Origin of the sequence: Bacillus sp. FDAARGOS_1420, assembly GCF_019344915.1 — a bacterium.
GTDB classification, from domain to species: domain Bacteria; phylum Bacillota; class Bacilli; order Bacillales; family Bacillaceae_G; genus Bacillus_A; species Bacillus_A mycoides.
Genome location: NZ_JAHWJB010000001.1, coordinates 811,634 through 833,973 on the forward strand (window position 1 = coordinate 811,634; position 22,340 = coordinate 833,973).

Annotated in this window: 34 protein-coding genes; all 34 read right to left on the reverse strand. The window is 40.7% G+C overall.

The window, feature by feature from the left end; translation table 11 throughout:
- Positions 1–168: 168 nt before the first annotated feature.
- Positions 169–558 carry a 30S ribosomal protein S11 gene (gene rpsK, locus I6L50_RS04265; protein ID WP_002009745.1) on the reverse strand — a complete coding sequence of 130 codons (390 nt, stop codon included), beginning with the start codon at positions 556–558 and terminating at the stop codon, positions 169–171.
- Positions 559–582: 24 nt separating this feature from the next.
- Positions 583–948: a 30S ribosomal protein S13 gene (gene rpsM, locus I6L50_RS04270; protein WP_002063431.1), complete on the reverse strand. Its 366-nt coding sequence runs from the start codon at positions 946–948 to the stop codon at positions 583–585.
- Between the two features lie 21 nt (positions 949–969).
- Entirely contained in the window at positions 970–1,083 is a 114-nt protein-coding gene (gene rpmJ / locus I6L50_RS04275; RefSeq protein WP_000868344.1) for a 50S ribosomal protein L36, read from the reverse strand.
- Between the two features lie 35 nt (positions 1,084–1,118).
- On the reverse strand, positions 1,119–1,337 hold the full coding sequence (infA, locus tag I6L50_RS04280) for a translation initiation factor IF-1 (protein ID WP_001029884.1): 219 nt from the start codon (positions 1,335–1,337) through the stop codon (positions 1,119–1,121).
- A 68-nt stretch (positions 1,338–1,405) separates the two neighbouring features.
- Positions 1,406–2,152 (reverse strand): type I methionyl aminopeptidase, encoded by a 747-nt coding sequence (gene map / locus I6L50_RS04285; RefSeq protein ID WP_113938447.1) that lies wholly within the window; start codon positions 2,150–2,152, stop codon positions 1,406–1,408.
- Positions 2,152–2,802, reverse strand: coding sequence for an adenylate kinase (locus tag I6L50_RS04290; protein WP_113938448.1), 651 nt, complete (start codon positions 2,800–2,802; stop codon positions 2,152–2,154). Before I6L50_RS04290 ends, map begins: the two co-directional genes overlap by 1 nt.
- A 54-nt stretch (positions 2,803–2,856) precedes the next feature.
- Positions 2,857–4,158 (reverse strand): preprotein translocase subunit SecY, encoded by a 1,302-nt coding sequence (secY, locus tag I6L50_RS04295; protein ID WP_002124688.1) that lies wholly within the window; start codon positions 4,156–4,158, stop codon positions 2,857–2,859.
- Positions 4,158–4,598: a 50S ribosomal protein L15 gene (rplO, locus tag I6L50_RS04300; protein ID WP_002009754.1), complete on the reverse strand. Its 441-nt coding sequence runs from the start codon at positions 4,596–4,598 to the stop codon at positions 4,158–4,160. Before rplO ends, secY begins: the two co-directional genes overlap by 1 nt.
- 33 nt (positions 4,599–4,631) lie before the next feature.
- Positions 4,632–4,814 (reverse strand): 50S ribosomal protein L30, encoded by a 183-nt coding sequence (gene rpmD / locus I6L50_RS04305; RefSeq protein WP_001085231.1) that lies wholly within the window; start codon positions 4,812–4,814, stop codon positions 4,632–4,634.
- A 13-nt stretch (positions 4,815–4,827) separates the two neighbouring features.
- Positions 4,828–5,328 (reverse strand): 30S ribosomal protein S5, encoded by a 501-nt coding sequence (rpsE, locus tag I6L50_RS04310; RefSeq protein ID WP_002063426.1) that lies wholly within the window; start codon positions 5,326–5,328, stop codon positions 4,828–4,830.
- A gap of 21 nt (positions 5,329–5,349) precedes the next feature.
- Entirely contained in the window at positions 5,350–5,712 is a 363-nt protein-coding gene (rplR, locus tag I6L50_RS04315) for a 50S ribosomal protein L18 (RefSeq protein ID WP_002009761.1), read from the reverse strand.
- A gap of 31 nt (positions 5,713–5,743) precedes the next feature.
- Positions 5,744–6,283 carry a 50S ribosomal protein L6 gene (gene rplF, locus I6L50_RS04320; RefSeq protein ID WP_002063425.1) on the reverse strand — a complete coding sequence of 180 codons (540 nt, stop codon included), beginning with the start codon at positions 6,281–6,283 and terminating at the stop codon, positions 5,744–5,746.
- 32 nt (positions 6,284–6,315) lie between these two features.
- Complete coding sequence (rpsH, locus tag I6L50_RS04325; protein WP_002091529.1) at positions 6,316–6,714, reverse strand: 30S ribosomal protein S8; 399 nt, start codon at positions 6,712–6,714, stop codon at positions 6,316–6,318.
- Between the two features lie 29 nt (positions 6,715–6,743).
- Entirely contained in the window at positions 6,744–6,929 is a 186-nt protein-coding gene (rpsN, locus tag I6L50_RS04330; protein WP_001085700.1) for a 30S ribosomal protein S14, read from the reverse strand.
- A 33-nt stretch (positions 6,930–6,962) separates the two neighbouring features.
- Entirely contained in the window at positions 6,963–7,502 is a 540-nt protein-coding gene (gene rplE, locus I6L50_RS04335; protein WP_002091528.1) for a 50S ribosomal protein L5, read from the reverse strand.
- Positions 7,503–7,528: 26 nt separating this feature from the next.
- Positions 7,529–7,840: a 50S ribosomal protein L24 gene (gene rplX / locus I6L50_RS04340; RefSeq protein ID WP_000558201.1), complete on the reverse strand. Its 312-nt coding sequence runs from the start codon at positions 7,838–7,840 to the stop codon at positions 7,529–7,531.
- A 38-nt stretch (positions 7,841–7,878) separates the two neighbouring features.
- Positions 7,879–8,247 carry a 50S ribosomal protein L14 gene (gene rplN / locus I6L50_RS04345; RefSeq protein ID WP_002063420.1) on the reverse strand — a complete coding sequence of 123 codons (369 nt, stop codon included), beginning with the start codon at positions 8,245–8,247 and terminating at the stop codon, positions 7,879–7,881.
- A 43-nt stretch (positions 8,248–8,290) separates the two neighbouring features.
- Positions 8,291–8,554 carry a 30S ribosomal protein S17 gene (gene rpsQ / locus I6L50_RS04350; RefSeq protein WP_002091526.1) on the reverse strand — a complete coding sequence of 88 codons (264 nt, stop codon included), beginning with the start codon at positions 8,552–8,554 and terminating at the stop codon, positions 8,291–8,293.
- Between the two features lie 20 nt (positions 8,555–8,574).
- Positions 8,575–8,775 carry a 50S ribosomal protein L29 gene (rpmC, locus tag I6L50_RS04355; RefSeq protein ID WP_002091523.1) on the reverse strand — a complete coding sequence of 67 codons (201 nt, stop codon included), beginning with the start codon at positions 8,773–8,775 and terminating at the stop codon, positions 8,575–8,577.
- Positions 8,765–9,199 (reverse strand): 50S ribosomal protein L16, encoded by a 435-nt coding sequence (gene rplP, locus I6L50_RS04360; RefSeq protein ID WP_002063419.1) that lies wholly within the window; start codon positions 9,197–9,199, stop codon positions 8,765–8,767. Before rplP ends, rpmC begins: the two co-directional genes overlap by 11 nt.
- A 1-nt stretch (position 9,200) precedes the next feature.
- Positions 9,201–9,860 (reverse strand): 30S ribosomal protein S3, encoded by a 660-nt coding sequence (gene rpsC / locus I6L50_RS04365; RefSeq protein WP_002009771.1) that lies wholly within the window; start codon positions 9,858–9,860, stop codon positions 9,201–9,203.
- Positions 9,861–9,863: 3 nt separating this feature from the next.
- Positions 9,864–10,205 carry a 50S ribosomal protein L22 gene (rplV, locus tag I6L50_RS04370; RefSeq protein ID WP_002009773.1) on the reverse strand — a complete coding sequence of 114 codons (342 nt, stop codon included), beginning with the start codon at positions 10,203–10,205 and terminating at the stop codon, positions 9,864–9,866.
- Positions 10,206–10,222: 17 nt separating this feature from the next.
- Positions 10,223–10,501 carry a 30S ribosomal protein S19 gene (rpsS, locus tag I6L50_RS04375; RefSeq protein ID WP_000124452.1) on the reverse strand — a complete coding sequence of 93 codons (279 nt, stop codon included), beginning with the start codon at positions 10,499–10,501 and terminating at the stop codon, positions 10,223–10,225.
- 60 nt (positions 10,502–10,561) lie between these two features.
- The gene (gene rplB / locus I6L50_RS04380; RefSeq protein WP_000511584.1) at positions 10,562–11,392 is read right to left on the reverse strand and encodes a 50S ribosomal protein L2; all 831 of its coding nucleotides are present in this window, start codon (positions 11,390–11,392) and stop codon (positions 10,562–10,564) included.
- A 28-nt stretch (positions 11,393–11,420) separates the two neighbouring features.
- A complete protein-coding gene (gene rplW, locus I6L50_RS04385; RefSeq protein ID WP_001205557.1) occupies positions 11,421–11,711 on the reverse strand; it encodes a 50S ribosomal protein L23 in 291 nt (96 codons plus the stop codon).
- Positions 11,711–12,334: a 50S ribosomal protein L4 gene (gene rplD / locus I6L50_RS04390; protein WP_001127261.1), complete on the reverse strand. Its 624-nt coding sequence runs from the start codon at positions 12,332–12,334 to the stop codon at positions 11,711–11,713. Before rplD ends, rplW begins: the two co-directional genes overlap by 1 nt.
- Before the next feature lie 25 nt (positions 12,335–12,359).
- Complete coding sequence (gene rplC, locus I6L50_RS04395) at positions 12,360–12,992, reverse strand: 50S ribosomal protein L3 (protein WP_000160209.1); 633 nt, start codon at positions 12,990–12,992, stop codon at positions 12,360–12,362.
- A gap of 34 nt (positions 12,993–13,026) precedes the next feature.
- Positions 13,027–13,335, reverse strand: coding sequence for a 30S ribosomal protein S10 (rpsJ, locus tag I6L50_RS04400; RefSeq protein ID WP_001040595.1), 309 nt, complete (start codon positions 13,333–13,335; stop codon positions 13,027–13,029).
- 400 nt (positions 13,336–13,735) lie between these two features.
- Complete coding sequence (gene tuf, locus I6L50_RS04405; protein WP_002009778.1) at positions 13,736–14,926, reverse strand: elongation factor Tu; 1,191 nt, start codon at positions 14,924–14,926, stop codon at positions 13,736–13,738.
- A gap of 117 nt (positions 14,927–15,043) precedes the next feature.
- Complete coding sequence (gene fusA / locus I6L50_RS04410; RefSeq protein WP_113938449.1) at positions 15,044–17,122, reverse strand: elongation factor G; 2,079 nt, start codon at positions 17,120–17,122, stop codon at positions 15,044–15,046.
- A 207-nt stretch (positions 17,123–17,329) separates the two neighbouring features.
- On the reverse strand, positions 17,330–17,800 hold the full coding sequence (rpsG, locus tag I6L50_RS04415) for a 30S ribosomal protein S7 (protein ID WP_001137492.1): 471 nt from the start codon (positions 17,798–17,800) through the stop codon (positions 17,330–17,332).
- 29 nt (positions 17,801–17,829) lie between these two features.
- Positions 17,830–18,252, reverse strand: a complete 423-nt coding sequence (rpsL, locus tag I6L50_RS04420; RefSeq protein ID WP_001142341.1) for a 30S ribosomal protein S12 — start codon at positions 18,250–18,252, stop codon at positions 17,830–17,832.
- A 114-nt stretch (positions 18,253–18,366) separates the two neighbouring features.
- The gene (locus I6L50_RS04425; protein ID WP_000121833.1) at positions 18,367–18,615 is read right to left on the reverse strand and encodes a 50S ribosomal protein L7ae-like protein; all 249 of its coding nucleotides are present in this window, start codon (positions 18,613–18,615) and stop codon (positions 18,367–18,369) included.
- Positions 18,616–18,728: 113 nt separating this feature from the next.
- The gene (rpoC, locus tag I6L50_RS04430; protein ID WP_002009783.1) at positions 18,729–22,340 is read right to left on the reverse strand and encodes a DNA-directed RNA polymerase subunit beta'; all 3,612 of its coding nucleotides are present in this window, start codon (positions 22,338–22,340) and stop codon (positions 18,729–18,731) included.

The following is a 22,340-nucleotide window of genomic DNA, read 5'->3' on the forward strand; positions in this document are numbered from 1 at the left end:
CCTTCAAAACGTCGAAACCCCGGTTAAACAAAGGAAGAACCTCTGTTTAACCGAAAGTCCCCCTTAGGCAGTTCCCGATTGTGCACAACAAGCGATGTTTCTGTACGAAATTTCTCGATAATGCATCATATCCATTATAGACAAAAGGGAAAATTCTATACAGAAAAATTACACACGACGACGTTTTGGTGGACGACATCCATTATGAGGAACTGGAGTAACATCTCTAATTGCTGTTACTTCTAGACCTGCCGCTTGAAGAGCACGAATTGCAGCTTCACGACCAGCACCAGGACCTTTAACAGTAACCTCTAAAGTTTTTAAACCATGCTCCATTGCAACTTTAGAAGCAGCTTCAGCAGCCATTTGCGCAGCGAATGGAGTAGATTTACGAGATCCACGGAAACCAAGTGCACCAGCACTAGACCAAGAAAGTGCGTTACCATGAGTATCTGTAAGTGTTACGATTGTGTTGTTGAAAGTAGAACGAATATGAGCTATACCAGCTTCAATATTCTTTTTCACACGTTTTTTACGAGTGTTTGTTTTACGTGCCATTGTTAGTTCAACCTCCTTTACTTATTATTTCTTTTTATTTGCTACTGTACGACGTGGACCTTTACGTGTACGAGCATTGTTTTTAGAGTTTTGACCACGAACTGGTAAACCACGACGGTGACGAAGACCACGGTAAGAACCGATCTCCATTAGACGTTTAATATTAAGAGATACTTCACGACGAAGGTCTCCCTCAACTTTAATACGATCGATGATATCACGGATACGTCCTAATTCATCTTCCGATAAATCACGAACTCGTGTTTCCGAAGAAATACCAGCTTCTGTAATAATTTTTTCAGCAGTTGTGCGACCAATGCCGAATACGTAAGTTAAAGAAATAACAACGCGCTTGTCACGAGGAATATCTACACCTGCGATACGTGCCATTCTGAATGCACCTCCTTCTGATTAACCTTGTTTTTGTTTATGTTTAGGGTTTTCACAAATAACCATTACTTTTCCACGTCTACGAATAACTTTACATTTTTCGCAGATTGGTTTAACTGACGGTCTTACTTTCATGTCTCGAACCTCCTTAAAGATTACGGAGTGCTATATTATTTAAAACGGTACGTAATACGACCACGATTTAAATCGTACGGAGATAATTCTACCGTAACTTTGTCTCCTGGTAAAATACGAATGAAGTTCATACGGATTTTACCAGAAACGTGAGCCAATACGACATGCCCATTCTCTAATTCTACTTTGAACATAGCATTTGGCAACGTTTCAAGAACGGTACCTTCGACTTCAATTACATCATCTTTAGCCATTCAATAGTTCTCCCTTCTTCAAATCAGTAACATTTTACACTGCTCTGAAATCCCGGAGAGCCAGCTACTTATAAAGTGGTAAGGATTTCGTATCCTGCTTCTGTAAGAGCAATCGTGTGCTCAAAATGGGCACACCATTTACCATCTACCGTTACCACTGTCCAGTCATCAGATAGTGTTTTTACATATCGTCTTCCTTGATTCACCATCGGCTCAACACAGATGACCATTCCCGGCTTTAATCTAGGGCCTCTATTTGGTGGACCATAGTGCGGGATTTGAGGGTCCTCATGTAAGTCTTGCCCGATTCCGTGACCAACATACTCCCTAACGATCGAGAACCCATTCTCTTCAGCATGTGTTTGAACCACATGCGAGATATTTGATAATCTTTCGCCTGGTTTTACTTGTTCTAGACCAAGATACAACGATTTTTCTGTGACATCAAGTAGCTTTTGAACAGATTCAGAAATGTTTCCAACTGGATACGTCCATGCAGAATCTCCATGGTACCCATTGTATTTCGCACCAATATCGATACTGATGATATCGCCCTCTTCGAGCTTACGCTTCCCTGGAATCCCGTGTACAAGCTCTTCATTTACAGAAGCACAAATGCTCCCCGGAAATCCGTTGTATCCTTTAAAAGATGGCGTAGCACCATATTTTCGAATCGTCTTTTCCGCTATTTGATCGAGCTCTTTCGTTGTAATTCCTGGAGTAATATGTTGTTTCAACTCTTGATGAGTTAAAGCAACGATCCTGCCAGCTTCTCGCATGATTTCTATCTCGCGAGGAGTTTTGCAGATGATCATTACGCTAAGTCTCCGATGAGAACATCGATATCAGCAAATACTTTATTGATACCTTGCTCACCATTAATGCTTTGTAAGTAGCCAAGCTCCTCGTAGAAATCAAGCAAAGGTTTTGTTTGCTTAATATTTACATCTAAACGATTTGCTACAGTTTCTTCATTGTCATCAGAGCGTTGATATAATTCGCCACCACATTTATCGCACACATCAGCTTTTGCTGGCGGATTGAATTCTAAGTGGTAAGTCGCACCGCATTCTTTACAAATGCGACGGCCTGTAAGGCGTGTTAATAACAAACCTGAATCCACATTAATGTTTAAAACATAGTCGATTTTTTTGCCAAGATCTTTCATAATCTCTTCAAGAGCTGATGCTTGTGCAACAGTTCGTGGGAAACCATCTAATAAGAAGCCTTTAATACAGTCTTCTTGGCTTAAACGTTCACGAACAATTCCAATTGTAACTTCATCTGGAACAAGCGCACCTTTATCAATAAAAGATTTTGCTTGTAAACCAAGTTCAGTTTCAGCCTTCATAGCTGCACGGAACATATCTCCTGTTGAGATGTGAGGGATGTTATACTTGGCAACAATCTGTTCGGCTTGTGTACCTTTACCAGCACCAGGAAGCCCCATTAAAATCAAGTTCATCCTTGTTCCCCCTCAGTACATGAGCATGTAGGGAAGACAGTTCTTCCCACTTACTCACTGCTTGATAAACCCTTTGTAATGGCGTTTTACCAATTGGCTTTCTAGCTGCTTCATTGTTTCTAAAGCAACGCCGACAACGATTAACATACTCGTTCCACCAATCTGTGCAGATGGAGGAAGATTTCCCAATTTCGTAAAGATAACTGGTAAGATTGCAATCGCTGCTAGGAAAATTGATCCCACAAAGGTCAAACGATACAAGATTTTTGTTAGATATTGTTCTGTATTCTTACCCGGACGAATACCTGGAACATATCCACCTTGCTTGTTTAGATTCTCTGACATTTGCTCTGGATTAACCTGAACAAATGCATAGAAATATGTGAAGGCTACAATGAGCGCAACATATATGATCATTCCCACTGGGTGAGAATAGTTAAAGTTTGCAATAATCCACTGCGACACATCATGTTTCGGGAAGAACTGTGCAATAGTTGGAGGCGTAATTAAGAATGAAACAGCAAAAATGACTGGAATAACACCCGCACTATTTACCTTAAGTGGTAAATGAGTGTTTTGTGCTCCAGCATGATTCCCATTCCCTCCTGTTACACGCTTCGCGTATTGAATTGGGATCTTTCTAACAGCCTGTTGAATGAAAATAACACCAACAATAACTGCTAGCACAGCTAGTAAAATCAATGCAACTTTAACGATACTCATGAACAATTGATCTCCGATATTTTGAAACTGTTGTTGATACACTTGAGATATAACACTTGGGATCGCTGCGGCAATACCACCAAAGATAAGAATGGAAATACCATTACCTACACCTTTAGCTGTAATCTGTTCACCTAACCACATTAAAAATGCAGTACCAGCAGTCAGTACCGTAGCAATGTATAAATAAGTGCTCCAACCTGGATTCAAAATTAATTGCCCACCTACCATACCGTTAAAACCGATTGACATACCAAACCCCTGAATAAACGCAAGAACAATTGTAAAGTAACGCGTGAATTGCGTTAGTTTACGACGGCCCATTTCGCCTTGCTTCGACCATTCCGAAAATTTAGGAACAACATCCATCTGCAATAATTGCACGATGATGGATGCTGTAATATACGGCATGATTCCCATCGCGAAGATGGAGAAGTTCTTCAAGGCGCCACCGCCAAATGTATTTAGGATACCTAAGGCATTTAATTGATCTTGTGCTTTCAGTACGTCTCCATTTGTAAATGGCACTGGGATAAACGTGCCAATCCTGAATACGACTAACATGGCTAAAGTGAATAATATTTTACGTCTTATCTCAGCAACGCGCATAAAGTTGGAGATTGTACGAAACATTAGATCACCTCAACTGATCCGCCAGCTGCTTCAATTGCTTCTTTAGCACTTGAAGAGAACTTGTGCGCTTTAACAGTTAATTTTTTCTCTACTGCTCCGCTTGCAAGAATTTTAACACCGTCGTTTAACTTGCTGATAACGCCAGTTTCCAGCAATAATTCAGGTGTTACTTCTGTACCATCTTCAAAACGATTTAACGTTGATAAGTTTACAATAGTAAACTCTTTACGGTTAATGTTTGTGAAGCCGCGTTTTGGTAAACGACGGAATAGTGGAGTTTGACCACCTTCGAAGCCAAGACGAACACCGCCGCCAGAACGTGCGTTTTGTCCTTTATGACCTCTACCAGCAGTTTTACCGTTACCAGAACCGATACCACGACCGACACGGTTACGTACTTTACGAGAACCTTCTGCAGGTTTTAATTCATGAAGTTTCATTCCCAGGCACCTCCTTATATTAATGAGTTATCCTTAAGCTTCTTTTACAGTTATAAGGTGAGAAACTTTGTTGATCATACCAAGAATAGCAGGAGTTTCTTCCTTAACTACAGTTGAATTCAACTTTTTAAGACCTAAAGCTTCTACCGTCGCACGTTGATCTTGTGGACGACCAATTACACTACGAGTGAGGGTAATTTCTAACTTTTTCGCCATTTGTTTTCCCTCCTTAACCTAGTAGCTCTTCTACAGATTTACCGCGTAATTTTGCAACATCTTCAGCGCGCTTAAGTTCGCTTAATCCGTTCACAGTAGCGCGAATCATGTTGATTGGTGTGTTAGTACCAAGAGATTTCGAAAGAATATCTTGTACACCAGCTAATTCTAGTACCGCACGAACAGGTCCACCAGCAATAACACCAGTACCCTCAGCAGCAGGTTTTAAGAATACTTCACCAGCTCCAAAATGACCGTTGATTGTATGTGGAATTGTTGTACCAACTAATGGTACTGCGATTAGGTTTTTCTTAGCGTCTTCGATAGCTTTACGGATTGCGTCTGGTACCTCTTGTGCTTTACCAGTACCGAATCCAACATGACCGTTTTTATCGCCAACTACAACTAGTGCAGCAAAGCGGAAACGACGACCACCCTTAACAACTTTCGCGACACGATTTATCGTAACTACACGTTCTTCAAGTTCTAATTTACTTGGGTCAATGCGTTGCATCAATTTTCCCTCCTTTGACCATTAAAATTGTAATCCAGCCTCACGAGCAGCTTCAGCTAGAGCTTTAACACGGCCATGGTATAAGTAACCACCGCGATCAAATACTACTTCTTTAACGCCTTTCTCTACAGCACGCTTAGCAACTGATTCTCCAACTTTCGTAGCAGCTTCAGTATTGCTAGTACCGTTAAGAGCAAGGTCTTTATCAAGAGTAGATGCACTTACTAATGTTACACCATTTACATCATCAATAACTTGAGCGTAAATATGTTGGTTAGAACGGTACACGTTTAAACGTGGACGTTCTGCAGTACCAGTAAGTTTAGCACGTACACGTGCATGTCTTTTCTTACGAGTCGCATTTTTAGCAGCTTTAGTGATCATTCTTGTCACTCCTTTCTTTCACCTAACGGGTTTACTTAGCAGTTTTACCTTCTTTACGACGAACAACTTCGCCTTCGTAACGAATACCTTTACCTTTATATGGCTCAGGAGCACGTACAGCACGGATGTTAGCAGCAAATTCGCCAACACGTTGCTTGTCGATACCTTTAATTACGATTTTAGTTGGTACAGGTACTTCAACTTCAAGTCCTGCTTCTGGAGTCATTTCTACTGGATGAGAATAACCTACGCTTAAAACAAGTTTATCACCTTGTTTTTGAGCACGGTAACCAACACCGACTAATTCAAGTCCGCGTGCAAAACCTGTAGTAACACCTTCAACCATGTTTCCGATTAAAGCACGAGTTGTACCGTGTAATGCACGGTGTTCCTTCTGTTCAGATGGACGCTCAACTGTTAGTGTATTTTCTTCAATTTTGATAGACATATCAGTTTTGAAAGTACGAGTTAATTCACCTTTAGGGCCTTTTACTGTTACAGTATTGTCTTCTGCAACTGTAATAGTAACACCTGCAGGGATTTCAAGAATCTTTTTACCAATACGAGACATGTGGTCACACCTCCGTTCGTTTTAAATATATATTACCAAACGTATGCTACTACTTCTCCACCAGTTTGTAATTGACGAGCATCTTTGTCTGTCATTACTCCCTTAGATGTAGAAACAAGAGCGATACCTAATCCGTTAAGTACACGAGGTACTTCATCAGCTTTTGCGTAAACGCGTAAGCCAGGCTTACTGATACGCTTTAATCCAGTGATTACACGTTCATTGTTTGCACCATATTTCAGGAAAATACGAAGGATACCTTGTTTGTTATCCCCGATGTATTCTACATCACGAATGAAACCTTCACGTTTTAAAAGATCAGCGATCTCTTTTTTGATTTTAGAAGCAGGAACCTCTAATTTCTCATGACGTACCATATTCGCATTACGGATGCGAGTAAGCATGTCTGCAATTGGATCTGTCATCACCATGTGTTTTACCTCCTTCCCATTTGTGGGTTTTACCAACTAGCTTTTTTAACACCAGGAATTTGACCTTTATATGCAAGTTCACGGAAACAAATACGGCAAAGCTTAAATTTGCGGTATACAGAATGCGGACGACCGCAGCGTTCGCAACGTGTATACTCTTGTACTTTAAACTTAGGAGTACGCTTTTGTTTCGCGATCATAGATTTTTTAGCCACGTTTTCGCCTCCTCTACTTAGCGTTGGCTTCCATTATTTTTGGAATGGCATACCGAATTGTGTTAAAAGTTCACGAGCTTCTTCATCAGTTTTCGCTGTAGTAACGATTACGATGTCCATACCTCGGACTTTACTTACTTTATCATAATCAATCTCAGGGAAAATTAGTTGCTCTTTAACACCTAATGTGTAGTTCCCACGACCATCAAATGATTTCTTAGAAACACCACGGAAATCACGTACACGTGGTAAAGAAACTGATACTAATTTGTCGAAGAACTCATACATTTGCTGACCGCGTAAAGTTACTTTCGCACCGATTGGCATACCTTCACGAAGACGGAAACCAGCGATTGATTTTTTAGCGCGAGTTACAACAGGTTTTTGACCTGCGATTTGAGTTAATTCTTCTACTGCATTGTCTAAAGCTTTTGAGTTAGATACCGCGTCACCAACACCAGTGTTGATTACGATCTTTTCGATTTTCGGTACTTCCATCACAGATTTATAGTTAAACTTGCTCATTAGAGCAGGAGTAATTTCCTTTTGGAACTTCTCTTTAAGGCGATTCAATGAAGTGACCTCCTTTCTTAAGAAAATTATTTATCTAATAATTCACCAGATTTTTTTGCAATACGCACTTTTTTACCATCTTCTACTTTGAAGCCTACGCGAGTAGGTTCGCCTGTTTTCGGATCTAATACCATAACATTAGAAACGTGAATAGGTGCTTCTTTCGTAATAATTCCACCTTGTGGATTTAATTGAGATGGCTTAGAGTGTTTTTTAACGATGTTAACACCCTCAACGATAACACGGTTTTGCTTTGGGAAAGCCACAAGGATAACACCTTGTTTTCCTTTGTCTTTACCAGTGATTACCTGAACTTTATCACCTTTTTTTACATGCATCTTAATTCTGCACCTCCTTAGCAAGGCAATACCTTAAATTATAGAACTTCTGGAGCTAAAGAAACGATCTTCATGAAGTTGCTATCACGTAATTCACGAGCTACTGGTCCGAAGATACGAGTACCACGTGGGCTCTTATCGTCTTTGATGATAACCGCTGCGTTTTCATCAAATTTAATGTAAGAACCGTCCGGACGACGAGCTCCGCTCTTCGTACGTACCACTACTGCCTTAACAACGTCACCTTTTTTAACAACGCCACCTGGTGTTGCTTGTTTTACCGTAGCAACGATAATATCACCAATATAAGCATATTTACGACCAGAGCCGCCTAATACTTTAATTGTTAAAAGTTCGCGGGCACCAGAGTTGTCAGCAACTTTCAAACGAGATTCTTGTTGGATCATGTTATGAAACCTCCCTTCGGACTAAAAATTCCGATTCGTCTATTTAGATAACAACCGCTTCTTCAACGATTTCAACTAAACGGAAACGCTTAGTAGCAGAAAGCGGGCGAGTTTCCATGATTTTAACGATATCGCCAAGTTTCGCTTGGTTTTGCTCATCATGGGCTTTATACTTTTTAGAATACTTAACACGTTTTCCGTATAAGGAATGAGTTTTGTAAGTTTCAACTAAAACTGTAATCGTTTTGTCCATTTTGTCAGAAACAACACGACCAGTATAAACTTTGCGTTGGTTACGTTCGCTCACTATGCAAACCTCCCCTCAATTTATCGATTAATTCCGATCTCTCTTTCACAAACTACAGTTTTCATACGAGCAATCGCTTTACGTACTTCACGGATGCGAGTTGGGTTCTCTAATTGTCCTGTAGCAAGTTGGAAGCGAAGATTAAACAACTCTTCCTTTAAAGCTTTAACTTTTGTTTCGATTTCGGCAGTGGTTAATTCACGAATATCATTAGTTTTCATTAGATTCACCACCATTTTCTTCACGTTTTACGAATTTACATTTCACAGGTAACTTGTGAGCTGCAAGACGTAATGCTTCGCGTGCTACCTCTTCAGATACACCCGCAATTTCAAACATAATTTTCCCAGGTTTTACTACTGCTACCCAGCCTTCTGGTGCCCCTTTACCGGAACCCATACGTACTTCTAGAGGTTTTGCAGTGTAAGGTTTAGAAGGGAAAATTTTAATCCATACTTTACCGCCACGTTTCATGTGACGAGTCATTGCACGACGAGCAGCTTCGATTTGACGGTTTGTAATCCATGAAGCAGCTAGTGCTTGTAAACCAAATTCACCAAAAGCGATTTCAGTTCCACCTTTTGCACGACCACGCATTTTACCACGATGCTCTCTACGATATTTTACGCGTTTAGGCATTAACATATTATTTTCCTCCTTCCTCAGAAGCTTTCTTTTTTGTAGGAAGGACTTCTCCACGGTAGATCCATACTTTTACGCCTAATTTACCGTATGTTGTATCAGCTTCAACTGCTGCATAGTCAATATCAGCGCGAAGTGTATGAAGTGGAACAGTTCCTTCACTGTAAGATTCTGCACGAGCGATATCAGCTCCGCCAAGACGACCAGAAACCTGTGTTTTAATACCTTTTGCTCCTGCACGCATAGCACGTTGAATAACTTGCTTTTGTGCACGACGGAATGATACACGGTTTTCTAATTGACGAGCGATGTTTTCGCCTACTAATTTAGCGTTAAGATCAGCTCTCTTAACTTCTAAAATGTTAATGTGTACACGCTTGCCTGTTAATTGGTTAAGAGCTTTACGAAGTGCTTCAACTTCAGTACCACCTTTACCAATTACCATACCAGGTTTTGCAGTGTGAATTGTAACATTTACACGATTTGCTGCACGTTCGATTTCTACTTTAGCAACAGCAGAATCTTTTAAGCGTACAGTAATGTACTCACGGATTTTGATGTCTTCATGTAATAACGTAGCATAATCTTTCTCAGCGAACCAACGAGATTCCCAGTCGCGGATAATACCGACACGAAGACCAATTGGATTAACCTTCTGACCCATCGATTATCCCTCCTTCTTTTCTGATACCACAACTGTGATGTGGCTTGTGCGTTTGTTAATTTGGCTTGCACGACCCATTGCACGTGGACGGAAACGTTTCAACGTTGGACCTTCGTCAACGAAGACTTTTTCAACAACTAGGTTGTTAATATCCATCTCATAATTGTGCTCTGCATTTGCGATTGCAGATTTTAAAACTTTTTCTACAACTGGAGAAGCAGTTTTTGGTGTGTGGTTAAGGATAGCAATCGCTTCACCCACTTGCTTACCTCGGATTAAGTCTACTACTAAACGAACCTTACGAGGAGCAATACGAACTGTTCTCACTACTGCTTTAGCTTGCATTGAAGTGCCTCCTCTCATTATCTTCTAGTTTTCTTATCGTCAGCAAGGTGACCTTTATACGTACGAGTTGGTGCGAATTCACCTAACTTATGGCCAACCATATCCTCAGTGATGTACACAGGTACGTGTTTACGACCATCATATACAGCAATTGTATGTCCGATGAACTGAGGGAAGATTGTTGAACGGCGAGACCAAGTTTTAACAACTTGTTTTTGCTCAGATGCAACTAATTTTTCCATTTTGTTCATTAAGTGATCATCGACAAATGGTCCTTTTTTTAAGCTACGAGCCATTTTGGTGCCTCCCTTCGTGATTGGCGTACGGTTCTTGAAATGAACCGTACTACAATCCCATTATTTTTTACGACGACGAACGATAAATTTATCAGACGCTTTGTTTTTCTTACGAGTCTTGAATCCAAGAGTTGGTTTACCCCATGGAGACATTGGAGACTTACGTCCGATTGGAGAGCGTCCTTCACCACCACCGTGTGGGTGATCAACCGGGTTCATTACAGAACCACGAACTGTTGGGCGCTTACCTAACCAGCGAGAGCGACCTGCTTTACCGATTTTGATAAGTTCGTGTTGTTCGTTACCAACTTGACCGATTGAAGCGCGACAAGCAGATAATACTAAACGTACTTCACCAGAAGTTAAACGTACAAGTACGTATTTTCCTTCTTTACCAAGTACTTGAGCAGACGTACCAGCAGAACGGACTAATTGTCCTCCACGACCAGGCTTAAGCTCGATATTATGAACAACAGTACCTACTGGAATGTTGATTAATGGTAATGCGTTACCGATTTTAATGTCAGCTTCAGGGCCAGACATAACTTCCATACCTACTTCTAAAGTTTTAGGAGCAAGAATGTAACGTTTTTCACCGTCAACGTAGTTAATTAATGCGATATTCGCAGAGCGGTTTGGATCGTATTCGATCGTAGCAACGCGTCCTGGAATTCCATCTTTGTTACGCTTAAAGTCGATGATACGGTATTGACGCTTATGTCCGCCACCTTGATGACGTACAGTAATTTTACCTTGGTTATTACGACCAGCCTTTTTGCTTAAAGGAGCAAGTAAAGACTTTTCCGGTCTGTCAGTCGTGATTTCAGCGAAATCATTCGTAGTCATGTTACGACGACCGTTAGTAGTTGGATTATACTTTTTAATTCCCATCTCAATTTCCCTCCTTCTTTAGTAAGAATTAAACGCCTTGGAAGATTTCGATTTCTTTGCTGTCAGCAGTTAGCTTAACGATTGCTTTACGACGACGGCTAGTAAAACCAGCGTGACGACCAACACGTTTTGCTTTCGGCTTGTAGTTCATGATATTTACTTTGTCTACATTAACACCAAAGATCGCTTCTATAGCGTCTTTAACCTCTGTTTTATTAGATTTAACGTCCACGTCGAACGTGTATTTTTTTTCAGCCATCATTTCCATAGAACGTTCAGTGATAACTGGGCGCTTAATGATATCACGAGGATCTCTCATTATGCAAGCACCTCCTCTACTTTTTCCACTGCCGCTTTTGTCATGATTAGCTTATCATGATGAAGCACATCTAGCACGTTTACGCCATCAGCAGTGATTACTGTTACTCCAGGGATATTGCGAGCAGATAACTCTACAGATTCGTTTGCATCAGCAGTTACGATAAGAGCTTTCTTCTCAACAGTTAATCCTTTAAGTACTGCTACCATGTCTTTTGTTTTTGGTGCATTTAACACTAGGTCCTCAAGAACTACAATGTTGTTCTCAACTACTTTAGTAGCTAATGCAGATTTGATTGCTAAACGACGAACTTTCTTAGGAAGTTTGTACGCATAGCTTCTTGGTGTAGGTCCGAATACCGTACCACCACCACGCCATTGAGGAGAGCGGATAGAACCTTGACGAGCACGTCCAGTTCCTTTTTGACGCCATGGTTTACGACCACCACCGCGAACTTCAGAGCGAGTTTTTACTTTGTGTGTACCTTGACGTAAAGATGCACGTTGCATCATTACAGCTTCAAATAGTACAGCTTCATTTGGTTCGATACCGAAAATAGCTTCAGCTAATTCGATTTCACCAACCTGTGAACCAGTTTGGTTATATACAGTAACTTTTGGCATTGGAATTCCTCCTTCCTATTGTGAATTATTTGCTAACCTTCACAGCGCCTTGAACAACTACAAGAGATTTCTTAGCACCTGGAACGTTACCTTTTACTAGTAATAAGTTGCGCTCAGTGTCAACTTGAACGATTTCTAAGTTTTGGATAGTAACTTGGTCTCCACCCATACGTCCAGCAAGTTTTTTGCCTTTGAATACACGGTTCGGAGCAACTGGCCCCATTGAACCTGGACGACGGTGATAGCGAGAACCATGAGACATAGGTCCGCGAGATTGTCCGTGGCGTTTAATAACACCTTGGAAACCTTTACCTTTAGAAATTCCTGTTACGTCAACGATTTCACCTGCAGCGAAAACTTCAACTTTTACCTCTTGACCAACCTCTAATCCGTCCACGTCTGCATCGCGGATTTCGCGAATGAAGCGCTTAGGAGTTGTAGATGCTTTAGCAGTGTGGCCTTGTTCAGGTTTGTTAGTTAACTTTTCACGTTTATCTTCAAATCCTAACTGAATTGCGTTGTAGCCATCAGTTTCAGTTGTTTTCTTTTGAAGAACAACGTTTGGATTAGCAGCGATTACCGTTACTGGGATTAACTCACCGTTCTCAGCAAATACTTGAGTCATACCGATCTTTCTTCCTAAGATTCCTTTGGTCATGAGTTACACCTCCTACATTTTTAAGTTATATGAATTATAGTTTGATTTCGATATCTACACCAGATGGTAAATCTAAACGCATTAATGAATCTACTGTTTGCGGAGTAGGACTCACGATGTCGATTAGACGTTTGTGTGTGCGCATTTCGAATTGTTCACGAGAATCTTTGTACTTATGAACAGCACGAAGAATTGTGTAAATAGTCTTCTCAGTTGGTAATGGGATCGGACCAGAAACTGTTGCCCCAGAACGCTTAGCTGTTTCTACAATTTTCTCAGCTGATTGATCAAGAATACGGTGATCATAAGCTTTTAAACGGATACGAATTTTTTCTTTTGCCATTATTTTCCCTCCTTCGTTCGCCTATTTCTAAAATAGACCTTCTCCATGGAAATTTCCCCACACCATGCCATGGCAAAGCGGCCGGGTGTGTCAGCAACCTTCCACTTCATCGCAGTCAAAGACCAACATTGTCTATTATACAATGTTATTCGTCTAGATGCAAGCATCTTTTTGTTCGCATCTGCTTTTCTCTACTTTTGCTATTATACATGGCACTTTAAAGAATATCAAGTTTTCATCCACTCTTATTCACCTTACAGTTTTTGGGTGTTGTTTTCGTTTTATATACTATAGAAGAAACTCATCCAAAAATAGAAGATACATCTCTTTCTTCTATAGTAATAAGCAATAAAAAAACTCAAGGGAGAATCCCTTGAGTTTTTAATAATCTAATTAAAGACTACTCAGCAACGATTGTAGCAACTACACCGTAACCTACTGTACGTCCACCTTCACGAATAGAGAATTTAGTTCCCTCTTCGATAGCGATTGGAGCGATAAGTTCGATAGTCATTTCGATGTTGTCACCAGGCATTACCATTTCAGTACCTTCTGGTAATTGGATGATACCAGTTACGTCAGTTGTACGGAAGTAGAACTGTGGACGGTAGTTAGCGAAGAATGGAGTATGACGTCCACCTTCTTCTTTAGATAATACGAAAACCTCAGCTTTGAATTTAGCGTGTGCTTTTACAGAGCCAGTTTTAGCAAGAACTTGTCCACGTTGGATGTCTTCACGAGCAACCCCACGAAGTAGAGCACCGATGTTGTCTCCAGCTTGAGCTTGGTCAAGAAGCTTACGGAACATTTCTACACCAGTTACAGTTGTAGTAGCATTCTCTTCAGCAAGACCGATGATTTCTACTACGTCACCAACTTTAACGATTCCACGCTCAACACGACCAGTTGCAACTGTACCACGACCTGTGATAGAGAATACATCCTCGATAGGCATTAAGAATGGTTTGTCAGTTTCACGTTCTGGAGTTGGGATGTAAGCATCAACTTCAGTCATTAATTCGATGATTTTTTCTTCCCACTCAGCTTCTCCTTGAAGAGCTTTAAGAGCAGAACCTTTAATTACAGGAATATCGTCGCCTGGGAATCCGTATTCAGATAATAGGTCGCGAACTTCCATTTCTACTAATTCTAATAATTCTTCGTCATCTACCATGTCGCATTTGTTTAAGAATACAACGATGTAAGGAACACCTACTTGACGAGAAAGAAGGATGTGCTCACGTGTTTGAGGCATTGGACCATCAGCAGCAGATACTACTAAGATACCGCCGTCCATTTGAGCAGCACCAGTGATCATGTTTTTAACATAGTCAGCATGACCTGGGCAGTCAACGTGTGCATAGTGACGAGTTTCAGTTTCGTACTCAACGTGTGCAGTTGAGATTGTGATTCCGCGCTCTCTTTCTTCTGGAGCAGCGTCGATTTGATCGTATCCGCGTGCTTCAGCACCACCAGCTTTTGCAAGAACTGTAGTGATCGCAGCAGTTAATGTAGTTTTACCATGGTCAACGTGGCCGATTGTACCGATGTTAACATGGGGTTTAGAACGTTCGAATTTAGCTTTAGCCATTCTAAATTCCTCCTTAGTTTATATGAGTTATTTTATATTTAGACTAGAAAGTGAAACTTGCGTCTCACTTTCTAAGCTTACATAAGTAGTTATACTTGAACAATCGATAAAAATCAATTATTCACCTTTATTTTTTTTAATAATTTCTTCAGAAACAGACTTCGGTACTTCTTCATAATGATCAAATGTCATTGAGAATGTTCCGCGTCCTTGAGTGTTAGAACGTAATGCCGTTGCATAACCGAACATTTCAGAAAGTGGAACCATAGCGCGAACAACTTGAGCGTTACCGCGAGCTTCCATACCTTCTACACGTCCACGACGAGATGTTACGTCGCCCATAATGTCACCCATGTACTCTTCAGGAATTACAACTTCAACTTTCATCATTGGCTCAAGAATTACTGGGCTACATTTAGAAACCGCAGCTTTAAGCGCCATAGATGCAGCGATTTTGAACGCCATCTCAGATGAATCGACATCATGGTAAGATCCGTCAACTAACGCAGCTTTAATATCAACTAGTGGATAACCAGCTAGTACACCATTTTTAAGTGCGTCTTCAAGACCCGCTCCAACAGCTGGGATGTATTCACGTGGAACTACACCACCGACTACCTTGTTTTGGAATTCGAATCCTTTACCTTCTTCATTAGGTTCAAACTCAATCCAAACGTGACCGAATTGTCCACGACCACCAGATTGACGAGCGAACTTACCTTCAACTTTCGCAGCAGCGCGGAAAGTCTCACGGTATGCTACCTGAGGAGCACCAACGTTTGCTTCCACTTTGAATTCACGGCGCATACGGTCAACAATGATATCAAGGTGAAGTTCACCCATACCAGCGATGATTGTTTGGCCAGTTTCTTGGTCAGTGTGAGCGCGGAATGTTGGATCTTCTTCAGAAAGCTTAGATAATGCTGTACCCATTTTATCTTGGTCAGCTTTAGATTTTGGTTCGATAGCTACAGAGATAACTGGCTCTGGGAATTCCATAGACTCAAGGATAACAAGGCTCTTCTCGTCACAAAGAGTATCACCAGTAGTAGTATCTTTTAAACCTACAGCAGCAGCGATATCACCAGCGTAAACTGTTGAAATCTCTTCACGGCTGTTAGCGTGCATTTGTAGGATACGACCTACACGCTCACGCTTACCTTTAGTTGAGTTTTTCACGTATGATCCAGAGTTTAACACACCAGAGTACACACGGAAGAACGTTAACTTACCAACATAAGGATCAGTCATGATTTTGAATGCTAAAGCTGCGAATGGTTCTTCATCGCTAGACTTACGCTCGATAGCTTCATCTGTATCCGGAAGAGTACCTTTAATAGCAGGTACATCTAATGGAGATGGTAGGTAGTCGATAACTGCGTCTAACAGAATTTGAACACCTTTATTTTTGAATGCAGAACCACAGATTACTGGGAAGAATTCTACAGAAGTTGTAGCCTTACGGATACCAGCTTTAAGCTCTTCTACAGTGATTTCTTCACCTTCTAGGTACTTCATCATCATTTCTTCATCAAGCTCAGCTACCGCTTCAATAAGTTTTCCACGGTATTCTTCAGCTAATTCTTTATGCTCTTCAGGAATTTCGACACGCTCGATGTCTGTTCCTAAATCGTTAGAGTACATGTAAGCACACTCTTCAACAAGGTCAATGATACCATTGAACTCATCTTCAGCACCGATTGGTAACTGAATTGGATGTGCGTTTGCTTGTAAACGATCGTGGATTGTTCCTACAGAGTATAAGAAATCTGCACCAATCTTATCCATTTTGTTAACGAATACGATACGAGGTACACCATAAGTAGTAGCCTGACGCCAAACAGTTTCTGTTTGTGGTTCTACACCAGATTGTGCATCAAGTACTGCTACTGCGCCATCAAGTACGCGTAAAGAACGTTCTACTTCTACTGTGAAATCTACGTGTCCTGGAGTGTCAATGATATTTACACGGTGACCTTTCCATTGTGCTGTAGTTGCAGCAGAAGTAATTGTGATACCACGTTCTTGCTCTTGCTCCATCCAGTCCATCTGAGATGCACCTTCATGAGTTTCACCGATTTTATGAATACGTCCTGTGTAATACAGAATACGCTCAGTTGCTGTTGTTTTACCAGCATCGATGTGAGCCATGATACCAATATTACGAGTGTTTTCTAAAGAGAACTCTCTAGTCATTTGGTGTCTTGCTCCTTCCATATATGGATTGGATTATTTTATTTTAAGTAGCAAAAAAGCCACTTTATATTGTTACATATGCCAGTGTCCAGTACCCTCATTATGTAAAACGAGCGCCCAACGAAAGGGAGAGGCATTCTCCCTCTCCACACTTCCATAAGCGACAAATAAAGCGGTTTATGCTTATAATCTATTTTACGTTGAATCCTACCAACGGTAATGAGCAAATGCTTTGTTAGCTTCTGCCATTTTATGAGTGTCTTCACGTTTCTTAACAGATGCACCAGCGTTGTTAGCTGCATCTAAGATTTCGTAAGCTAGACGCTCTTCCATAGTTTTTTCACCACGAAGACGAGCATAGTTTACTAACCAGCGAAGACCTAAAGTTGTACGGCGTTCTGGACGAACCTCAACTGGAACTTGGTAGTTAGCACCACCAACACGACGAGCGCGTACTTCAAGAACAGGCATGATGTTCTTAAGAGCTTGCTCGAATACTTCCATTGGTTCTTTATCTGAACGTTCACGAACGATATCGAAAGCGTTATAAAGAATTGTTTGAGATTTACCTTTTTTACCGTCAACCATCATTTTGTTGATTAGGCGTGTTACAAGTTTAGAATTGTACATTGGATCTGGTAACACGTCACGTTTCGCAACAGGTCCTTTACGAGGCATATTGAGTTCCTCCTTTCATTATAAGTTTATTATTTTTTAGCAGGTTTTGGTCGCTTAGTACCATATTTAGAACGTCCTTGCATACGTTTGTCAACACCAGCTGTATCAAGCGCACCACGAACGATGTGGTAACGTACCCCTGGTAAATCCTTTACTCGACCACCGCGAATTAATACTACGCTATGCTCTTGTAGGTTATGACCGATACCTGGGATGTAAGCTGTAACTTCAATACCATTTGTTAAACGTACACGAGCGTATTTACGTAACGCTGAGTTAGGTTTCTTCGGAGTCATTGTACCAACACGAGTACACACACCACGTTTTTGAGGTGCAGAGATATCAGTTGATTTTTTCTTTAAAGAATTAAAACCTTTGTTTAACGCAGGTGATTTAGACTTCCATACTTTATCAGTACGACCATTTCTCACTAATTGGTTAATAGTAGGCATTTGATTATCCTCCCTTCGCATGTTTGTATGACCACATATCCAGGTGGTTCATTATTAGTTGAAAACAAAGTTTTTGCAAGGAAGAGCAAATGCTCTCTCCTCACAAAAACAGTTTTAACTTATTATTCCTATTGCTGAAGCTCCCACTTGAATCCCCGAAACTTTTCCAAGCTTACGAACTGATTCAACTTTGGTTATGGGTATGTTATGTTGCAAGGCAGTACGAATGATAACATGGGTTAACCGCACATCAGCATCTTCCGCAATAACAACTTCTTTAACTATACCATTTTTGATTGCTTCCAATGTTCGTTTATGACCAACGACTACATTTTCAGCATTTGACACTTTTTGATAAGACATATAAATATCCTCCAAAGCATCGTTCAGGAGCAACCTTGATTATAGTAACATTTTGTCTCATACAATGTCAACTAGGATTAGCTGTTTTTATACAAAATTTACGACGGAAAATTTTACTGTTCCACATAAACTTCATCGTTTTCTACATTCATGTTATCTTGTGTTGTTTTTACAAGATCCACTTTGCGATAACGATTCATACCTGTTCCAGCAGGAACAAGCTTACCGATAATAACATTCTCTTTCAATCCTAGAAGCTCATCGCGTTTACCTTTAATTGCTGCATCTGTTAGAACACGAGTTGTTTCTTGGAATGACGCCGCAGATAAGAACGAATCTGTCTCAAGTGAAGCTTTTGTAATACCAAGTAGAACCGGTCTAGCCGTTGCTGGTTGTTTACCTTTCAGTAACACCTTCGCATTCGCATCAGTAAACTGATGGATATCTAGTAATGTTCCTGGTAATACATCTGTTTCACCCGCATCACTCACACGAACTTTACGTAGCATTTGACGTACCATTACTTCTACGTGTTTGTCACCAATTTCTACCCCTTGCATACGGTATACTTTTTGAACTTCACGTAATAAGTATTCTTGAACTGCTGTAATGTCCGTTACTTTTAGTAATTCCTTCGGATCAATAGAACCTTCTGTTAACTCTTTACCGTGGCTAATTGGCTGTCCTAGAGTTACTTTCAGACGAGCACCGTAAGGAATAGCATACGTACGAGCTTCAACTTCACCCTGTACAACTACTTCTTGGCGATCTTTAACATCGTTGATCGCTGCGATAACACCGTCAATTTCACTGATAACTGCCTGACCTTTCGGATTACGAGCTTCGAAGATCTCTTGGATACGAGGTAAACCTTGTGTGATATCATCTCCGGCAACCCCACCTGTATGGAACGTACGCATCGTTAACTGTGTACCTGGCTCACCGATAGATTGAGCTGCGATAATACCTACCGCTTCTCCTACTTCTACGTCTGTACCAGTTGCTAAGTTACGACCGTAACACTTCTTACATACACCATGGCGAGTATTACACGTAAACGCTGAACGAATGTTTACAGTTTCAACACCCGACTTTTCAACGATATGAGCAATATCTTCAGTAATTAATTGATTTTCAACAACTAATACTTCACCTGTTTCAGGATGTTTTACAGTTTTTCTTGCAAAACGTCCAACAAGACGATCATATAGTGACTCAATAACTTCATTACCCTCTTTAATCGCACCAATTAGTAAACCGCGATCTGTTCCACAATCATCTTGACGAACAATTACATCTTGTGCAACGTCTACAAGACGACGTGTTAAGTAACCAGAATCGGCAGTTTTAAGTGCTGTATCGGCAAGACCTTTACGCGCACCATGCGTAGAGATGAAGTACTCAAGTACTGTTAAACCTTCACGGAAACTCGATTTGATCGGAAGCTCAATGATACGACCAGATGGATTGGCCATCAGACCACGCATACCAGCAAGCTGAGTAAAGTTCGATGCGTTACCACGGGCACCGGAATCACTCATCATGAAGATTGGGTTGCGTTTATTCAAGGATTTCATCAGCTTTCCTTGGATAACATCTTTTGCATTACTCCAAATAGAGATAACGCGATCGTAACGTTCTTCTTCCGTAATTAAACCGCGACGGAATTGTTTAATTACATTATCTACTTTTGCTTGTGCTTCATGGAGAATTTCATCTTTTTCACCTAATACAAGAATATCTGATACCCCAACTGTAATACCAGCTTTTGTAGAGTATTTAAATCCTAAGTTTTTCATACGGTCAAGCATGCGAGACGTTTCTGTAATTTGGAAACGTTTGAATACTTCCGCAATAATGTTACCAAGGATTTTCTTGCTAAATGGTGCCACTTCTTCGCGACTAGCAATAATTTCTTTAATGTTCGCACCTTTTTCAACGAAATATTCCGCTGGTGTTTCTTTTTCAAGGTTTGAGTTTGTTGGTTCATTAATATAAGGGAACGACTCTGGTAAGATTTCGTTAAATATTAATTTACCAACTGTTGTTAATAGAAGCTTACTCTTTTGCTCTTCAGTAAACGTTACATTATTTACCGAACTCGCAGCAACTGCAACACGTGTGTGCAGATGTACATATCCATTTTGGTATGCAAGTATTGCTTCGTTTGCATCTTTGAAGACCATACCTTCACCGATTGCACCCTCGCGCTCAAGTGTTAAGTAATAGTTACCTAATACCATATCCTGAGATGGAGTAACAACTGGTTTTCCGTCTTTTGGATTCAAGATGTTTTGTGCCGCTAACATAAGAATACGAGCTTCTGCTTGTGCCTCTGATGATAACGGAACGTGAACCGCCATTTGGTCACCGTCAAAGTCCGCGTTGTATGCAGTACATACAAGTGGGTGAAGACGGATTGCACGACCTTCTACTAGTGTAGGTTCAAACGCCTGGATACCAAGACGGTGAAGTGTTGGTGCGCGGTTTAGAAGTACTGGATGCTCTTTGATCACAGATTCTAAAACGTCCCAAACTTCAGGGTGTACACGCTCGATTTTACGTTTAGCACTCTTAATGTTGTGTGCTAATCCTTTTCCAACTAACTCTTTCATAACGAAAGGTTTAAACAATTCCAGTGCCATTTCTTTCGGTAATCCACATTGGTACATCTTTAAGTTCGGTCCTACAACGATTACAGAACGGCCAGAGTAGTCAACACGTTTACCTAATAAGTTTTGACGGAAACGTCCTTGTTTACCTTTAAGCATGTGAGATAGTGATTTTAATGGACGGTTACCTGGTCCAGTAACTGGACGGCCACGGCGACCATTATCGATTAATGCGTCTACAGCTTCTTGTAACATACGTTTTTCGTTTTGAACGATGATGCTTGGTGCACCTAAGTCCAATAGACGTTTTAAACGGTTGTTACGGTTAATTACACGACGATATAAGTCGTTTAAGTCAGAAGTAGCAAAACGTCCACCATCTAACTGTACCATTGGGCGTAGTTCTGGTGGGATAACTGGAAGAACCTCTAAGATCATCCAAGATGGGTGATTTCCAGAGTTACGGAATGCTTCTAATACTTCTAGACGTTTAATAGCACGAGTACGGCGTTGTCCTTGTGCTGTTTTTAATTCTTCTTTTAAGAAGTCTACTTCTTTATCTAAATCGATGTCTTGCAGTAATTTTTTAATCGCTTCTGCACCCATAGCAGCATGGAATGTACTGCCATATCGATCACGATATGCACGGTATTCTTTTTCAGAAAGTAATTGCTTCTTATCAAGTGGTGTATCTCCACTTTCTGTTACAACATAAGAAGCGAAATAAATTACTTCTTCAAGCGCGCGAGGGGACATGTCTAAGACAAGTCCCATGCGGCTCGGGATACCTTTGAAATACCAAATATGAGATACAGGAGCAGCTAATTCGATATGACCCATACGTTCACGACGAACTTTTGCACGCGTTACTTCAACGCCACATCGATCACAAACTACACCTTTATAACGTACACGTTTATATTTTCCGCAATGACATTCCCAGTCCTTTTGTGGTCCGAAAATACGCTCACAGAACAAGCCATCTTTTTCAGGCTTTAACGTACGATAGTTAATTGTTTCTGGTTTCTTAACTTCACCGTATGACCAAGAACGAATCTTGTCAGGTGAAGCAAGTCCAATCTTCATATATTCAAAGTTATTTACATCTATCAA

Excerpts from the sequence above, each read along its gene's own strand:
- rpsK (WP_002009745.1), bottom strand. The coding sequence starts at position 558 with ATGGCACGTAAAACAAACACTCGTAAAAAACGTGTGAAAAAGAATATT.
- rpsM (WP_002063431.1), bottom strand. The coding sequence starts at position 948 with ATGGCACGTATCGCAGGTGTAGATATTCCTCGTGACAAGCGCGTTGTT.
- rpmJ (WP_000868344.1), bottom strand. The coding sequence starts at position 1,083 with ATGAAAGTAAGACCGTCAGTTAAACCAATCTGCGAAAAATGTAAAGTT.
- infA (WP_001029884.1), bottom strand. The coding sequence starts at position 1,337 with ATGGCTAAAGATGATGTAATTGAAGTCGAAGGTACCGTTCTTGAAACG.
- map (WP_113938447.1), bottom strand. The coding sequence starts at position 2,152 with ATGATCATCTGCAAAACTCCTCGCGAGATAGAAATCATGCGAGAAGCT.
- I6L50_RS04290 (WP_113938448.1), bottom strand. The coding sequence starts at position 2,802 with ATGAACTTGATTTTAATGGGGCTTCCTGGTGCTGGTAAAGGTACACAA.
- secY (WP_002124688.1), bottom strand. The coding sequence starts at position 4,158 with ATGTTTCGTACAATCTCCAACTTTATGCGCGTTGCTGAGATAAGACGT.
- rplO (WP_002009754.1), bottom strand. The coding sequence starts at position 4,598 with ATGAAACTTCATGAATTAAAACCTGCAGAAGGTTCTCGTAAAGTACGT.
- rpmD (WP_001085231.1), bottom strand. The coding sequence starts at position 4,814 with ATGGCGAAAAAGTTAGAAATTACCCTCACTCGTAGTGTAATTGGTCGT.
- rpsE (WP_002063426.1), bottom strand. The coding sequence starts at position 5,328 with ATGCAACGCATTGACCCAAGTAAATTAGAACTTGAAGAACGTGTAGTT.
- rplR (WP_002009761.1), bottom strand. The coding sequence starts at position 5,712 with ATGATCACTAAAGCTGCTAAAAATGCGACTCGTAAGAAAAGACATGCA.
- rplF (WP_002063425.1), bottom strand. The coding sequence starts at position 6,283 with ATGTCTCGTATTGGTAAAAAGATTCTTGAAATCCCTGCAGGTGTTACT.
- rpsH (WP_002091529.1), bottom strand. The coding sequence starts at position 6,714 with ATGGTGATGACAGATCCAATTGCAGACATGCTTACTCGCATCCGTAAT.
- rplX (WP_000558201.1), bottom strand. The coding sequence starts at position 7,840 with ATGCATGTAAAAAAAGGTGATAAAGTTCAGGTAATCACTGGTAAAGAC.
- rplN (WP_002063420.1), bottom strand. The coding sequence starts at position 8,247 with ATGATCCAACAAGAATCTCGTTTGAAAGTTGCTGACAACTCTGGTGCC.
- rpmC (WP_002091523.1), bottom strand. The coding sequence starts at position 8,775 with ATGAAAACTAATGATATTCGTGAATTAACCACTGCCGAAATCGAAACA.
- rplP (WP_002063419.1), bottom strand. The coding sequence starts at position 9,199 with ATGTTAATGCCTAAACGCGTAAAATATCGTAGAGAGCATCGTGGTAAA.
- rpsC (WP_002009771.1), bottom strand. The coding sequence starts at position 9,860 with ATGGGTCAGAAGGTTAATCCAATTGGTCTTCGTGTCGGTATTATCCGC.
- rplV (WP_002009773.1), bottom strand. The coding sequence starts at position 10,205 with ATGCAAGCTAAAGCAGTAGTGAGAACAGTTCGTATTGCTCCTCGTAAG.
- rpsS (WP_000124452.1), bottom strand. The coding sequence starts at position 10,501 with ATGGCTCGTAGCTTAAAAAAAGGACCATTTGTCGATGATCACTTAATG.
- rplB (WP_000511584.1), bottom strand. The coding sequence starts at position 11,392 with ATGGGAATTAAAAAGTATAATCCAACTACTAACGGTCGTCGTAACATG.
- rplW (WP_001205557.1), bottom strand. The coding sequence starts at position 11,711 with ATGAGAGATCCTCGTGATATCATTAAGCGCCCAGTTATCACTGAACGT.
- rplD (WP_001127261.1), bottom strand. The coding sequence starts at position 12,334 with ATGCCAAAAGTTACTGTATATAACCAAACTGGTTCACAGGTTGGTGAA.
- rplC (WP_000160209.1), bottom strand. The coding sequence starts at position 12,992 with ATGACCAAAGGAATCTTAGGAAGAAAGATCGGTATGACTCAAGTATTT.
- rpsJ (WP_001040595.1), bottom strand. The coding sequence starts at position 13,335 with ATGGCAAAAGAAAAAATTCGTATCCGTTTAAAAGCTTATGATCACCGT.
- tuf (WP_002009778.1), bottom strand. The coding sequence starts at position 14,926 with ATGGCTAAAGCTAAATTCGAACGTTCTAAACCCCATGTTAACATCGGT.
- fusA (WP_113938449.1), bottom strand. The coding sequence starts at position 17,122 with ATGACTAGAGAGTTCTCTTTAGAAAACACTCGTAATATTGGTATCATG.
- rpsG (WP_001137492.1), bottom strand. The coding sequence starts at position 17,800 with ATGCCTCGTAAAGGACCTGTTGCGAAACGTGACGTGTTACCAGATCCA.
- rpsL (WP_001142341.1), bottom strand. The coding sequence starts at position 18,252 with ATGCCTACTATTAACCAATTAGTGAGAAATGGTCGTACTGATAAAGTA.
- I6L50_RS04425 (WP_000121833.1), bottom strand. The coding sequence starts at position 18,615 with ATGTCTTATCAAAAAGTGTCAAATGCTGAAAATGTAGTCGTTGGTCAT.